We start from the raw sequence: 13,534 nt of genomic DNA on the forward strand, positions 1-13,534 counted from the left end.
AGTTCCTCGACGTTTTGTAGGTTCTTGTGGCGAAATACTGTAGTTCCGAGCCGGCAGGTTTCGATACGCGCTCGATGCTCACAGTTCATCGTCGATTCGTTTCTATGCCGACTAGATTCCTCGAGTCCCCTCCACCTTGTAGGCCTCCCAAGGACGATCACACTCATCCAACTCCGGAGCCTCGCGAAGGATTCGGTACTGCTCTGGCGTGAGGAACACTATCCCCCCGTCATTGCCACCCAGAAGGCCATAGGCACGCTCCTCAGAGCCAACGTTCTCCAGCAGCTTGTTCAAAATCAAGATCGTGTGACAGTGCCCTGCCTCCCAACACTGCACATCCGTCATCGAGCTGTTCCAGATAACTTGACTGACATTTCCTATGGTGACCGTGTAATGATCGCCATCCTCGGCGCAATCCCCGACAATCGGACGGATGAAGTTTCCGCCAGCCCCATTTGGAATCTCATCATCGATGACTGGACGTTTCTGGCGGGAAGGAGCGACAGCGCCACTCCGAGGATTCCTCTCAATAAGATTCACGGGCTCATGCCTCACTGGAACATGGACACCTTGCCAGCTCAGAAACGGGGCGGCCTCACCAAGGAAGTCTAGGACACCATCCTCGCAGAGCGACTCTGCATCTGCTGCAAAGTAGCGCTCCACGCCCTCAATGTAGACATTTCTCTCCAACTGGATTCTCCGCCTAACTTGTTCCAGTTCTCCGACGGCCACGTAGCGGAAGTAGCCACTCTCTTCAAGTCGCTCGACGAGTGGATGCAGATTCCTGCTCTCTGCCCGAGACGATCCGCTTCTCCTTCTCGATAGTCGCGCGACCACAGTCAAGAGAGCGGCTGAGGCGGCCAGGCACATGATTAGAAGAGCGATCTTCACCATCTGCATCGTATCCCGTAGATAGTCCATTACCAGAACCGCCGATCGCGCGCGGCGGCGCAAGGAAACTCGCACATTCGCAAACGAACCGCTCCCCCCTGGGCCAGGCGGTCGGGAACAGCCTCAGGGGGGAGCGGGGTTGAGGAGCTTGCTTGGGGCAGGCGACTACGGCGTGCGAGATCCCGGGGCCATTACACGGTGGATACCGTAGCCGGCGCTGCCGACCGCGATCAGCAGAACCGTTACGGCGAGCGAGATGCGCACCGCATTCTCAGACCGATCGATTTCGCGTTCGCGGGCGGCCATCTCCTGGCGGAGTTCCTCCCGGCGGACATCCGCCGTGGCGCGCAGGTGTTGCGCCCATTCCTTCTTTTTCTCCTGGCGTTCCTCGTAGCGCTTCTTGCCAACCTCGATCTTCCGCTGCAGCGATTCCTCCGCCTGCTGATTGATGTACGCTTCCCGGACATCCAGCGGGGCGTTCTCGATTTCTTCCGGCAGCGGATCGACAGCCATGATCGGCGCCGCGAGCAGTGCCAGCATGCTCACGAGCAGGCAAAGCGAGCAGATTCGCTCCATTCGTTTCAGCATTCTATCAGCCCGCATCATAATACCCCTCGACGGGAGTGATCTCTGCAAACGTCTCCAGCCGAACGCGCTCTGCGATCGGAAGGCCAAGGTCGATATAGCGATTCGGATCGTTGCTGTAGCGGCTGTGGATGCGCGGATCGTAGTAGAACTTCAGCGTGCTGGTGAAGATGATCGCCTCGTCGCGCAGGATCAGCGCGCCGTGCATCACCGCATTGCTCGAGCCGAGGCGCATGGCCGCCGCGTGGTTGGTGTAGATGACCCCATCCACCTTGTTCATGCTGTTCGTGGAGAGATCGTTGAAGTTCTTCGGCGTCACGCCATCGGCTTGAAGTGGATAGTTCAGGATATCGCGGGCGCGCGACGTCGTCATCTTGATGTCGTTGTCGTAGTTGTACGCCAAGTCCACGGTGCCGTCTTCGTCGGCATCGTACCAGGCGCTGTCGGCGACTCCGTCCCCGTTTGTATCCAGGTAATCCTGGCCGTCGTCGGGCGTGTGTGCGATCCCATCGGCACCCAGGTTCCGCTCATCGCCGACGTACTTCAGTCCATAGCCGCTCGGATTGAAGCAGCGACTCTTCCATTCGCTGGAGTTCACTTCGCCGGCGAAGACCGACTCGCGCACCGCGAAGGAGATCAGGTCCTTATCGCCTTCATTGGCTTCCTGGACCCAGTCGTCCCGATCCTCGTTATTCATCATGGCGGGGGCCGTGCTGAAGTCCGGCGGATTGGAGTACGTCATGTCGCCCGCAACGTAGAGGCTGCCGCCGACATACAACGTTCCCTGGCCGGTGATCTTGCCGCTGATCACGACGTCGCCCGGAACGACGACAGGACCGTTGATCTCGATCGGTTTCGAGTCCGTTCCCTTCAGGTAAAGGCCCGGCTGCGTCGCATCGTCCTGGATCGCGTTCACGAGCACGTTGCCATCCTGGACGATCGTGCCACCTTCATCGACGGCCTTGTCTTCGTAGTAAGACAGATCGAGTAGATTCGGCATCGTCAAGCGCGGCACGCCGGAGTGCACGTACGTCAGCGGATCGTCGCCGGCCAGACCGCGGAACGGCGCTTCGCCGCTGAACGGGTCGACAGGCGTGGAGTCTTCCTCGATATTCCCACCGGCCAGAACGTGACCATTCACGCGCGGATCGTAGCGGAAGTCGAAGTCCCAGTTGGCGCGGTTGTCGCCATAGCCGGTGATCGATGAACCCCACCACCAGCCCCAATTATTGAGGAAGTACTCGTAATCGAACACTCGGCTCGGAGGGTCCTTCTGCACTTCGGACTGCAATGTCCGGATCTTGTCGCCGACCTTTGCAGAGCAGGTCACCAGGTACATATTGTGGATACCGTTCGGATGGTTCTCCACGGTGATCCACATATCCTCCAGGTGTGCATTCTCCAGGTTGCCGGCATACGGAATCGCCGCCTGGAAGTCGCTATCTTCGGTGGGCTCGCCCGGGCCGTAGTAGTGCCCCAGGAACGCCGCGGTATTGCCGCCTTCGTCGGCATCGGCGATGACCTGCGACACCCAGTTCAATCCGTTTTCTGCGTGGTAGTAGGCCTCGTGCCAATCCCAGCGATCGTACTGCATCTTCAGCCGGTGCGAGCTCAACTGCACCAGGCCGACGATCGTGGCACTCAGGATCACGGTAAAGACCAGCGCGATCAGCATCGCCGACCCGGCCCTTCGCTTCAAGTTTCCAACCATCCTGCTCATCATTCACCTCGTCCTTACGAGTATCGATATCGATTTCAGTGGTTGCGGAATGTTACGGTGAAAGATCGGACAACCCGCGTCGGTTTCACGACGTAGCGGTCCTCTGTCTCGTCGAAGGATTTTCGTCCGGATGCGCCGTTGTCGTCGAATTCCACCCAAACGTTGACTGTCGAATTATCGGGGACGCCGCCCGCCTTCATGGACGGTGCGAAATGCACGTCGCGCAATTTGGTCAGGCGACCGCTCTTGGCCAGCACGATCTCGTCGTTAGCCACGGCGCGGTTCGGATCGTGGGTCAGCGTCTGCGCGTCGGGATCGAACGTCAGGCTCTCCAATGGATTGCCGATGCCGCTCGACATCACGACCGTGCGGTAGACCTTCGAGCCATCGTCCAGTGTCACCGGCTGCCCATACGCAATGCTGTCGCTGCGGCTCATGGAGCGCATCGTGCGCTCGATCCGGTCCTGCACCTTCACTGCGATCGAGTTCGCCTGCGCATCGACGAGGCCGCGTTTCTGCTCCCGGGCGACCTCGAGAACCAGGTACGCCGTGGCGAACGACACCACCGCGCCGATTGTGGATGCGATCACGACCTCCACCAGGGTCATTGCCAGTCGATTTCTCTTCTTCATCATCTCTCTGTTCCTACACGTCGACGAATCGGGTCATGTCGAGTTGAGCCGTCATGCGGCGGCCTTTGCCCATCGGTGAATCCCAACGAATCCGCACTCGGACGTGTTTCGTCTTCTCGCGTGATCCATCCAGGGTAGTCGTCATGCTGACGCTGATTTCCGGGTTTCGGGCTTCCAGGAGAACAAGCTCCGGGTGGAAGGTCTCGAAGTCGTCGCTCGACAAGGAAACCCAATCGTCTGTCGTCGGGACGCGGATGTCCGGGGCCCCATCCTGTCCGTCGTACAGCGGATTGATCGGCGAGCCCGGTTGCAGGTCTGAGAACGGGAGGCCCTTCAGGTGCTCGATGTAATGCGTGGCGAAGTCGAGAACGACGGCTCGCTCCTGGTATTTCTTGGCCTGGATGCGGTGCATATACAGCGCGGACAGCGCGGCCATGAACAGCAGGGCGACAATTGCCGTCGCGAACATGACTTCAATCAGAGAGAAGCCGGATTTGCGGCTTCGAGAGAACGGAAGCGCACGGCGAACGTGCATGGTCTGCAAACTCCTGATCGCTGAGGATCGATTTCGTGACGGTCCAAAAATGCGCATGTTCTATGCCTCTGACTGAGAGGCCTGTGAGGGGGCCTTGCAAGAGTCACATTACGTATTTGGAGAATGTTGAAATACTTGCGCTTAGAATCTGGCCATGAATGTTGAATTTGTGCCCTCGAAGAGGCCTTTGCAGGGGATTCTGTCGGGTGGTGCAGAAATACAACCTGCACAATAACTGTGCGATTGTCTGGCCAAAAAAAAGGCAGCGCAGGCCACGAACCAAGCCTTGGCAATCGGGAGTCATACGGCTAATATGCTGGCAATGGAATTGCTTCTCAAACCGCCATTCCCGCCAACTGAATTACGGCCAATCCGTTCGAAGGAGTTCGGAAGATGAAGAAGCTCATTGGTACTGCCACGCTCACTCTCGCTCTGGTGCTCGGCGCCGGGACGTTCGTGCATGCCCAGGAATCCCGCCCCACAACACAGCCGACGAAGATGATGGAGAAATCGGGCGAGCATCATCGCAAGTCAGCCAAGGCCTTGAAGGATCAGGACATCGAAAAGACAAAGCAGGCCATGGACCAGCAAATGGCTGAGATGGAAGAAATGATGGCGGACTATGAAGTCCCCCAGCCTGCCCCGGAACACAAGGTCCTGGCACAATCAGAGGGAACGTGGGACGCCGCCATCACGATGTGGATGGCTCCGGGCGCACCACCCCTCAAGACCACCGGGAAAGAAACCAATGAGATGATGGGGCCCTTCTGGCTGAAGTCCGAGATGGAAATGGACTTCATGGGTCAGACGATGCAGGGAGCCGGAATCATCGGGTTCGACACTCAGAAGAACGAGCTTTTCGTTGTCTGGGCTGACTCGACGAGCTCCGTTCCGACTGTCATGGACGGCAGCGTGGATAAGGCGACCGGAACGATGACGTTCGAGGGCGAAATGTACGATCCCATGGCTGGCCAATACGTTCACATGCGCATGGTCGAGGAGCATCCCGATAACGATCACCGCGTCACACGGATGTACGTGAAGGGCCAGGACGGCGAAGAATTCATCACGATGCAGATCGAATACACGCGAAGGAAGTAAGGCCAAACGGCCGGATCACAAAGTCCTGCAATACCGGGCGGCGGTCACATCCGCCGCCTTCTCCATTTTCGGCAGGTCAGCGCGAGGCTTGACTCTCGGGCCCCATGGGGGCCCAATTCCCTTCCTATGAAGAAGACGAAACCAACTCCTCCGATTCTCGACCTTCCCCCCAGATCCGATGCCGTTCGCGTGATGGCCCTGGGCGGCCTGGGCGAGATCGGCATGAACTGCACGCTTTTCGAGGTAAATGGCGAACTGCTGATGGTCGATTGCGGCCAGCGTATGCCCGACGAAGAAATGCTCGGGGTCGATTACGTGATACCCGATATGAGCTACGTCGAGGCCCACGCCGATCAGCTCCGCGGCATTGTCCTGACCCACGCTCACGAAGACCACGTCGGCGCCCTGCCCTACGTCCTGCCGGAATTGCCGAACGTGCCCGTTTACGCAAGCCGACTGACCATTGCGATGCTCAAGGAGAAGCTCCGCGAGCACAAGCTTGCTCCCGACTTCCGTGAGCTTACCCCCCGTGAAGTCGTACGCATTTCCGAAAACTTCGAGGTCGAGCCGATCTCCGTGACGCACTCGATCATCGATGCGCTGGCGCTTGCGATTCGCACGCCCGTTGGCGTGATCATGCATACCGGCGATTACAAGATCGATCCCGATCCGCCGGACGGTATCGCGTTCGATCACTATGCCTTCGCGCGCTATGCCGAAGAAGAGGAAGACGGCATTCTCCTCCTCCTCAGCGACTCGACGAACGTCAGCCGCCGAGGCTCCTGTCCGTCCGAGCGCGAAGTCATCCCCGGCCTGGAAGCGATTTTCCGTGCCGCGCCGGAGACATTGATTATCTCGACCTTCGCCTCATCGCTGCACCGCATCCAAAATGTCCTGAACCTGGCGGCAGACTATGGGAGAGCCGTGATCGCAGTCGGCCTCAACATGGAGCGCAATATCCGCATCGCCTCCCAGATCGGCGCGATCGATATCCCGTGCGAGTACTACGACGATCCGCGCCAGGCGAAGAACATCCCGCGCGAACGTCGCCTGATCCTCTGCACCGGCAGCCAGGGCGAGGCGATGTCGTCGTTGTCTCGCATGTCGATGGGCAACCATCGCGAAATCGACGTGGAGGAAGGCGATACCGTCGTTCTCTCCGCCCGCATGATCCCTGGAAACGAAAATCCGATCTATCGCATGATCAACCATTTGTCGCGCCGAGGAGCTCGCGTCATCCACGAGAAGATGTCCCTCATCCACGTGTCCGGCCACGCCTACCGTGACGACATGAAGCATCTGATCAACCTGACCGATCCGCGCTTTTTCGTGCCCGTTCACGGCGAGTACCGTCACTTGAAGGAGCACTGCAATCTGGCGCTCGAGCAGGGACTCGATCCCGAGGAAGTGCTCTTGATGGAAGACGGCGATTGCCTCGAGCTGACCGCCGAGACGGCGGAGATCCTTGGCAAGGTTCCTCACGGACGCGTGATGGTGGACGGCAAGGGAATCGGCGACATTGGCGAAGTGGTGCTCCGCGACCGCCGGTACCTCTCGCAGGATGGCATGATCGTCGTCATTCTTGGCGTCGATCGCGAAAGCGGCGAAATCCTGAACGGTCCGGAGATCATCACCCGCGGTTTCCTGGGTGAGGAAGAACAGGAGATCGGGCTCGAACGAATGAAGGCTCTCGTGCTCGAGGCCTATGCCGATCTGGATCCCCAGACCCGGACCGATCAGCCCGAGTTGCAGGCCGCCGTGAAGCGTGTTCTGCGCCGTTCGATCAAGAAGGAAAGCCATCGTTTCCCGGTCATTCTGCCTGTCGTCCTCGAGATGTAATGCCATGACAGCAAACCACCAACATATGGTCGTGGTTGCTGCCATGATCGAGCGCGATGGCAAGTTGCTCCTGAACCAGCGTCCGCCCGGCGGCTGGGGAGCCGGCAAGTGGGAATTCCCGGGCGGCAAAGTCGATCGCGACGAAGACCCGCGCGATGCACTCGTGCGCGAGTGTCGCGAGGAACTCGGCGTCGAGGTTCGTATCGGGAAAGCCTACGACATCCTTTCCCACAAGTACGACTACGGCACGGTGATCCTGCTCTTCTTCGAAACGGAAGTCCTCAAGGGCGAGCCGCGTCAACTCGAAGGCGGCCAGATCGACTGGGCCGGACCGGATACGATCCTGGACTACGATTGGCTGCCGGCGGACAGGCCGCTGGTCGAGCAATGGGTCGAGGAGCGCCGCGCAAAATGAGCCTCGGATTCGGCACCGACAACGTCACCTTCGTCCCCGAGGGAGATCGGCTCCGCATCTGGGACGTCTACAACTGGCGCAAGATTGTCGTGGACGTGCATCGCCTCTACGCGCGCATGCAGACGGATGCGTACAACCAATTGCAGCTCGAAGTCGCCTCGTACCTGAACGAAGTGGCCAAAGACGAGAAGCAGGCAGAGCTGTACAATCACGCCGACAAGATGTTGAAAGCCCTCGCGACCCCCTTCGGACCGACTCCCGCCCAGGCCCCGACGCCGGCGACGGGCGAGCCGGCCATCTGGTGGGTTCGTTTGTCCGATACGCCCGTCGAGTCCTTCTTCGAGGAAGACTACGAGGATGCCTTCGACTTCGATGGCCCCGCGACGGGGCATCTCGTTTACGGCAATCTGACGCTCAACGATCTGGAGGGGCTTGAAGTCCCCTTCCCTGCGCAGGGCGCAGAAGCAGCCTTCCAACTTCTCGTTCCCAGCGCCGACGGCATTTCGATTGAATCGATCGCCGAGGACGAGCCCCTTCCGCTCGTCGACGAATACTGCGGTTCCCAGGGCGTCTCTGCCCATGGGAACTCCGTGAATCTGGATTTCGAAGCCCGCATCGTGGCCGATCACATGGGTTGTTGCCCTGTGCGGAAGTTGAGCGACGGCCTTTACATGACGCTGTACTTCCATCTGGCCCTGAAGCCTGAAGAGCGCATCGCTACGCGCCTTTCCTCCCGCCGGTATAAAGCCGTCGCTAAGGCGTTGTTGGAATCAGATTTCGAAGAGATCCAGACTGGTCCGCGCTGGCGCATCTTCGAGCGCAAAGGCTACGTCGTGCACCTGTACCGCGGGCTTGAAGGTAAAGAGTCCGCCGGGCATTCGGAGATGCCGCCCTTCGTCGTCATGGGGGCGGCGGGGGAGAACTCGACGCCGACGGTGCGGGCCGATCTTCTGGAGCAAATACTGGACGTCTCAGCCACGTGAAGCAAGCGCTCAACACCGAGCCCCTCGATGTCCCCAAGCGCCAACTGGCGTACTTCGCCTTCGCGCTCTTCCTCTTTGGAACCATGGCCTGGCGGTATCGGTTTTTTGTCACGGACGATACATTCTTCGCCTTCCGATATGCCCGCAATCTGCTCGATGGTAACGGCTTTGCAATCTACAAAGGCGGCGGTTTTTATGAATCGAACCGACCGCTCTGGATAGTTCTGATTGCCGCCGTCACTAAACTGGGTCTTGTACCCTTGGAGGCCGCCCGGCTCTTCAATGTGATTCTCAGCGGTGCGATCCTGGCACTATTCTCCTTCGGTATCGGAAGGAAAGTGGATGGCAAGCATCTGGGCGAATGCCCGCTTGCTGCGATCATCCTGGCCATCTCCTACCCATTCGCCGTTTGGACAATGGGCGGGATGGAGATGATTCTCTATACCGCGCTTCTCCTCGCAACCGTGCTGATGGCCGCGCAATTGACCGAAGGCAAACGTTCACCCGCATGGCTGATGATTCCTCTCGTGCCGCTTGCACTGACCAGACCCGAAGGACTGGGCATCATATTCCCAGTGCTTGGGTTCGCCACTCTGTACCGCGGGAGTAGCGAATCGAAGGCAACCGTGAGGCCCCTCTTGTTGGGAATCATCCTCGCGTTCCTTCCATCGCTGGTCATCGCGATTCTCTGGGGGCTGCGATCAAGCTCTTCGGCGAATCTGCTCTTCGACGATGAACCTGTGAACTCCACAATGAGCCTGCTGGGAGCAGCGCGCTACCTCATCGGCTACTTCCTCGGCGCACCGCTCCTCATTCTTGCGCTGTCGATTCTCGCGTTCGTGACATCCGGTCGCCGCCTTGGAAAGTCTGCTTCTCGGCGCGACCTGGTTGTTGTCATGGCCGCACTGGCAGGTTTCTCGCATCTTGCGTTCGTCGTAATCGCCGGCGGAGACCATTTGCCAGGTATGCGATACCTCGTTCCGATTCTGCCATTGCTGGCATTGATGGCCGGGCGCAGCCTGGAGCGAATTCCCGTCTTCATCGCCTGGATTCTGCTAGGCTTCCTGATTCTGTCTGCGCCTATTGAGGTTCGCAGCGAACGAACTGCTGGCTACGCGGCCCTCGAGTGGTATCGGGAGCACCCCCAGCGCGAGTTGCTCGAAGTCGGCGAGAGCCTGAACGCGATTGCCGACGAAACTCAGACGATTGCGCTGAGTGAACCAGGAGCGATCCCATATCGATCCCATTCCGGGATTGTCGTGATGGCAACGCGCCTTAGTCCTTTGATGGGTTTTGGGGGACTGACGCAGCCTGGCCTGCCGCGCGCAGATCAATCGCCGAGTAAAAGTTTTAACACATCCGCTCTCCTCAAGCGTTCCCCCGACTTCATCCTTCTCGCGGCTGTCGATGACGCGGAAGGATTGCGGGGAATCTGGGCACCGGACGACGCGCTCTTGCATTCCGACGCCTTCCACGAGCAGTATTCGGAGCTCTTTCGCTGGCCGCGTGAATTCGCCGCCGCCAAGCTCGGCTCCACGCCGGGATTCATGATACTCTACGAACGCAAAGAACATCGGGAGCAGGAGAGATGAACGACAAACCGACAACCGCCATCGAGTTCGAGATCGCCGGCCATGCGGCAGCTTTGGATATCGGCACTGATCGACTTGTCCGGTTGCGCATCGCCGCAGAGAAGTCCCTTCAACCGGACGTCAGCTACGCCGTCGCCTGCGACACTTGGATGGACGTCGACGCGGAGCGTGACGACGAAGGCGATGTCGCCGTTTTCAAGACCGCCAGCCTGGTCATTCGCCTGCAGCGCGATCCATTCTCGCTTCGCATCGAAGATCACCAGGGGAACTTGCGGTTCTCCACCGCGGAAGACGCGATCGAACACACCGACGAAGGTCTGGTCCTGCGCTATCGTCTCGGACAAGCGGAGCGCGTCTACGGCCTCGGCGAAACGGGCGAGAACTTCGACAAGGCAGGCGTGCGTTACTCCTTCTCCAACACCGATGATCCCAGCCACAACCCGCGCCAGAACTACTACACGGAAATTCCCTTCTCGATTCACCTGCGGCCGGACGGGACGCCTCCGCATGCCGTGTTCATGGACAACCCCAGCCGCGGGCACTACGACCTCGGCTGGTCCGATCCGAGTGTCGCCGCCTATCGAGCCGGCAAGGGCGACATGGTCGTTTGGCTCTTGTTCGAGGACACCATCCGCGAGTTGCTCTCCGCGTGGTCCGATCTGACGGGTCGCATGGAGCGCCCGCCGATCTGGGCGCTTGGCAACCAGCAATGTCGCTGGTCGTATTTTCCCGAAGCGCGCGTTCGCGAAATCGCTTCGGAGTTCCGCAGCCGTCGGATTCCGTGCGATGTGCTCTATCTCGACATCGACTACATGGACGGCTTCCGCGTTTTCACATGGGACCCGGAGCGTTTCCCCGATCCGAAGAAGATGCTGGACGATCTCCGCGAAGATGGATTCCGCGTCGTCGCAATCGTCGACCCCGGTGTGAAGATCGACAAAGAGTACCACATCTACAAAGACTTCATCGAACGCGACGAGTTCTTCGTCGAAGATCCCGAGACCGGCAAACCCTTCATCGGCGAAGTCTGGCCCGGCGACGTTCACTTCCCCGATTTCACGAATCCGGAAGTCCGCAAGCGCTGGGGCGAGTTCCAGGAGAAGCACCTTCTCGAGCCCGGCATCTCCGGAATCTGGAACGATATGAACGAGCCGTCGAACTGGAAGGACGGCGCGAAGACGTTGGCGAACGACGTCATTCAGCACGACTTCGGTCTGCATCGTACTCACGAGCACATCCACCAGATCTACGGCATGACGATGGCGCGCACTTCGGCCGAGGGCTTTCAGACGGCGCGTCCGAATGATCGTCCCTTCGTGATTACTCGCTCCGGCTGGGCGGGCGTGCAGCGTTACTCGATGGTCTGGACCGGCGACAATCACTCGACCTGGGCCAGCATGCCGTTCGACCTACGCAGCAACCTCGGTATGAGTTTGACCGGCGTGCCGTTCGTCGGATGCGATATCGGAGGCTTTGTCCACGACTGCTACGGCGAGTTGTACGCGCGCTGGATCGAATGGGGTGTCTTCCAGCCCTTCTGCCGCACGCACACGGCGACCGGCACGGCTGACCAGGAGCCTTGGTCCTTCGGGCCGGACGTCGAGCGCATTGCTCGCCGCATGATTGAGCTGCGCATGCAACTGCTGCCATACCTCTACACGGCCTTCGTAGAAGCCAGCGAGACGGGCGCCCCGATTAATCGTCCGCTTGTTTTTGAACACCAGAACGACGCGACCACGCATCGTATCGCCGATCAGTTCCTTGTTGGCGCCGATCTCCTGGTCGCTCCGATTCTGGAGCACGGCAAGGAACGCCGCGCCGTGTATCTGCCGGCAGGGGAGTGGATTCACTACTGGTCGAACAAGCGCCACGAGGGCGGTCGCTGGATCGTCGAGGACGCGCCGCTGGGCGCGCCGCCCGTCTACGTGCGCGCCGGCGCCGTGATCCCGATGCACCCGGTTCGCCAGAACACCGCCGAAGCCGGCCTGGACCTGATGTTCCTGGATGTCTTCCCGGCCAATCAATTGCACGGTGGGCTGGTCGAGGATGACGGCCTGACCCAGGCTTGGCGTAATGGCGAGGAAGCCCGGCTCGGATTTGGCGGCTGGGAGAACGATCAGGAGTTGAAGCTGTTGATCTCCGCGCCGGAAGGTGATTTCCAAAGCCCGCGCCGTTCGTGGGCCATTCGCTTGCACCGATCGGATCGCCCGGTTCAGTCGGTGACCTGCAATGGAAAGGACGTCGCCTTCGAGCGAGAAGGCGGAATCGTTCAATGGACCGTCAGCGAGAAACGGACAGCCCTGGAGATCGTCGTCAAGTACGGCGCATAGGCCGCCTGGCATGGGCGGCGCGGGCCGTGTTGGGGCTCGCGCTGGTCAGTCTTGCCGCCCGCTGGATGTTCGCAGATCGCTGGATCATCACCGAGTGGAACTTCCACATTCCTTTGCCGCTCCCGATGCTTGTTGCGCTGGGGGCGGCTTTCTTCGCCCGGCCGGGCAAGCGGCAGGCGCTGGGCATTGCAATCGCGCTTCCGATCCTTATCGTCATGCTGCTCTGGCGCGAGCAACCAGCGCTCTTCCCTCATCGCGAGCGCGAAGTCATCCGCCCGGTTCGCCTCGTTGCCTGGAATCTGATGTCCTACAACCGCGGCGAGAAGAAAGTCACGGAGACGCTCGTTGGCGACGATGCCGACATTGTCTGCATTCTGGAAGGCACCTACCGCGGACAGCCGCCCGAATTTCTTCAGAAGGCCCTCGGCGACGAGACCCAGTGGGCATCCACCCGTCAGATGGCTATCGGAACAAGGTTCCCGATCCTCGAATCGGAAGAACTGGAGACGCGCACTCGTTTGCGCGTCTTCCGTGCAACGATCGAAATCGAAGGAACGCCTTGCACTGTTTATCTGATCGACATGCCCGTGCCACCGCGATTCGACACGCGCGAGATGTACAACGAGCTCTGGGCGATTCTAAAACTCGAACGCAAGCCGCTGATTCTGGTGGGCGACTTCAACACACCGCGAGGTTCCTGGCATCTTCGGCGGACGACTTCGGAACTCACTGACGCATATCGCGCTGCTGCGCCGTTTGGCTGGCTGGCCTCATGGCCGTCGGAATTTCCAATCTATCAACTCGATCATGCCTTCTTCTCTCCGGAACTGCGTCCCTGCTTTTCAAGATTCGGCGACGCACACGCCTCCGATCACTGTCGCCAGATCATTGAATTCGAACTCTGACGGTGG

Annotated in this window: 12 protein-coding genes; 7 read left to right on the forward strand and 5 right to left on the reverse strand. The window is 59.6% G+C overall.

Features of this window, described 5'->3' with window-relative positions; translation table 11 throughout:
- Nucleotides 1–111: 111 nt before the first annotated feature.
- The 5 genes from KQI84_06375 to KQI84_06395 all read right to left on the reverse strand — a co-directional run bounded on the left by KQI84_06375 (nt 112) and on the right by KQI84_06395 (nt 4,363).
- Nucleotides 112–921: a hypothetical protein gene (locus KQI84_06375; protein ID MCB2154493.1), complete on the reverse strand. Its 810-nt coding sequence runs from the start codon at nt 919–921 to the stop codon at nt 112–114.
- A gap of 135 nt (nt 922–1,056) precedes the next feature.
- Entirely contained in the window at nt 1,057–1,479 is a 423-nt protein-coding gene (locus KQI84_06380) for a hypothetical protein (protein MCB2154494.1), read from the reverse strand.
- Nucleotides 1,480–1,483: 4 nt separating this feature from the next.
- The gene (locus KQI84_06385) at nt 1,484–3,199 is read right to left on the reverse strand and encodes a hypothetical protein (GenBank protein ID MCB2154495.1); all 1,716 of its coding nucleotides are present in this window, start codon (nt 3,197–3,199) and stop codon (nt 1,484–1,486) included.
- 32 nt (nt 3,200–3,231) lie between these two features.
- On the reverse strand, nt 3,232–3,831 hold the full coding sequence (locus tag KQI84_06390) for a hypothetical protein (GenBank protein MCB2154496.1): 600 nt from the start codon (nt 3,829–3,831) through the stop codon (nt 3,232–3,234).
- 10 nt (nt 3,832–3,841) lie between these two features.
- The gene (locus KQI84_06395) at nt 3,842–4,363 is read right to left on the reverse strand and encodes a prepilin-type N-terminal cleavage/methylation domain-containing protein (GenBank protein ID MCB2154497.1); all 522 of its coding nucleotides are present in this window, start codon (nt 4,361–4,363) and stop codon (nt 3,842–3,844) included.
- Between the two features lie 393 nt (nt 4,364–4,756).
- Here KQI84_06395 and KQI84_06400 point away from each other — a divergent pair, with 393 nt between their 5' ends.
- The 7 genes from KQI84_06400 to KQI84_06430 all read left to right on the forward strand — a co-directional run bounded on the left by KQI84_06400 (nt 4,757) and on the right by KQI84_06430 (nt 13,528).
- Entirely contained in the window at nt 4,757–5,464 is a 708-nt protein-coding gene (locus KQI84_06400) for a DUF1579 domain-containing protein (protein ID MCB2154498.1), read from the forward strand.
- 126 nt (nt 5,465–5,590) lie between these two features.
- Nucleotides 5,591–7,303, forward strand: coding sequence for a ribonuclease J (locus tag KQI84_06405; GenBank protein MCB2154499.1), 1,713 nt, complete (start codon nt 5,591–5,593; stop codon nt 7,301–7,303).
- Nucleotides 7,304–7,307: 4 nt separating this feature from the next.
- Entirely contained in the window at nt 7,308–7,718 is a 411-nt protein-coding gene (locus tag KQI84_06410) for a (deoxy)nucleoside triphosphate pyrophosphohydrolase (protein MCB2154500.1), read from the forward strand.
- Nucleotides 7,715–8,701: a hypothetical protein gene (locus tag KQI84_06415; GenBank protein ID MCB2154501.1), complete on the forward strand. Its 987-nt coding sequence runs from the start codon at nt 7,715–7,717 to the stop codon at nt 8,699–8,701. The genes KQI84_06410 and KQI84_06415 overlap by 4 nt, the downstream gene beginning before the upstream one ends.
- On the forward strand, nt 8,698–10,293 hold the full coding sequence (locus KQI84_06420; protein ID MCB2154502.1) for a hypothetical protein: 1,596 nt from the start codon (nt 8,698–8,700) through the stop codon (nt 10,291–10,293). Before KQI84_06415 ends, KQI84_06420 begins: the two co-directional genes overlap by 4 nt.
- Complete coding sequence (locus KQI84_06425) at nt 10,290–12,623, forward strand: glycoside hydrolase family 31 protein (protein MCB2154503.1); 2,334 nt, start codon at nt 10,290–10,292, stop codon at nt 12,621–12,623. Before KQI84_06420 ends, KQI84_06425 begins: the two co-directional genes overlap by 4 nt.
- Nucleotides 12,566–13,528, forward strand: coding sequence for an endonuclease/exonuclease/phosphatase family protein (locus KQI84_06430; protein MCB2154504.1), 963 nt, complete (start codon nt 12,566–12,568; stop codon nt 13,526–13,528). The genes KQI84_06425 and KQI84_06430 overlap by 58 nt, the downstream gene beginning before the upstream one ends.
- Nucleotides 13,529–13,534: the final 6 nt, after the last annotated feature.

This window comes from bacterium (assembly GCA_020444065.1).
Lineage (GTDB): Bacteria > Sumerlaeota > Sumerlaeia > SLMS01 > JAHLLQ01 > JAHLLQ01.

What these genes read in the sequence shown, in the direction of transcription:
- KQI84_06375 (MCB2154493.1), bottom strand. Translation starts at nt 921, where the DNA reads ATGGACTATCTACGGGATACGATGCAGATGGTGAAGATCGCTCTTCTA.
- KQI84_06380 (MCB2154494.1), bottom strand. Translation starts at nt 1,479, where the DNA reads ATGCTGAAACGAATGGAGCGAATCTGCTCGCTTTGCCTGCTCGTGAGC.
- KQI84_06385 (MCB2154495.1), bottom strand. Translation starts at nt 3,199, where the DNA reads ATGATGAGCAGGATGGTTGGAAACTTGAAGCGAAGGGCCGGGTCGGCG.
- KQI84_06390 (MCB2154496.1), bottom strand. Translation starts at nt 3,831, where the DNA reads ATGATGAAGAAGAGAAATCGACTGGCAATGACCCTGGTGGAGGTCGTG.
- KQI84_06395 (MCB2154497.1), bottom strand. Translation starts at nt 4,363, where the DNA reads ATGCACGTTCGCCGTGCGCTTCCGTTCTCTCGAAGCCGCAAATCCGGC.
- KQI84_06400 (MCB2154498.1), top strand. Translation starts at nt 4,757, where the DNA reads ATGAAGAAGCTCATTGGTACTGCCACGCTCACTCTCGCTCTGGTGCTC.
- KQI84_06405 (MCB2154499.1), top strand. Translation starts at nt 5,591, where the DNA reads ATGAAGAAGACGAAACCAACTCCTCCGATTCTCGACCTTCCCCCCAGA.
- KQI84_06410 (MCB2154500.1), top strand. Translation starts at nt 7,308, where the DNA reads ATGACAGCAAACCACCAACATATGGTCGTGGTTGCTGCCATGATCGAG.
- KQI84_06415 (MCB2154501.1), top strand. Translation starts at nt 7,715, where the DNA reads ATGAGCCTCGGATTCGGCACCGACAACGTCACCTTCGTCCCCGAGGGA.
- KQI84_06425 (MCB2154503.1), top strand. Translation starts at nt 10,290, where the DNA reads ATGAACGACAAACCGACAACCGCCATCGAGTTCGAGATCGCCGGCCAT.
- KQI84_06430 (MCB2154504.1), top strand. Translation starts at nt 12,566, where the DNA reads ATGGACCGTCAGCGAGAAACGGACAGCCCTGGAGATCGTCGTCAAGTA.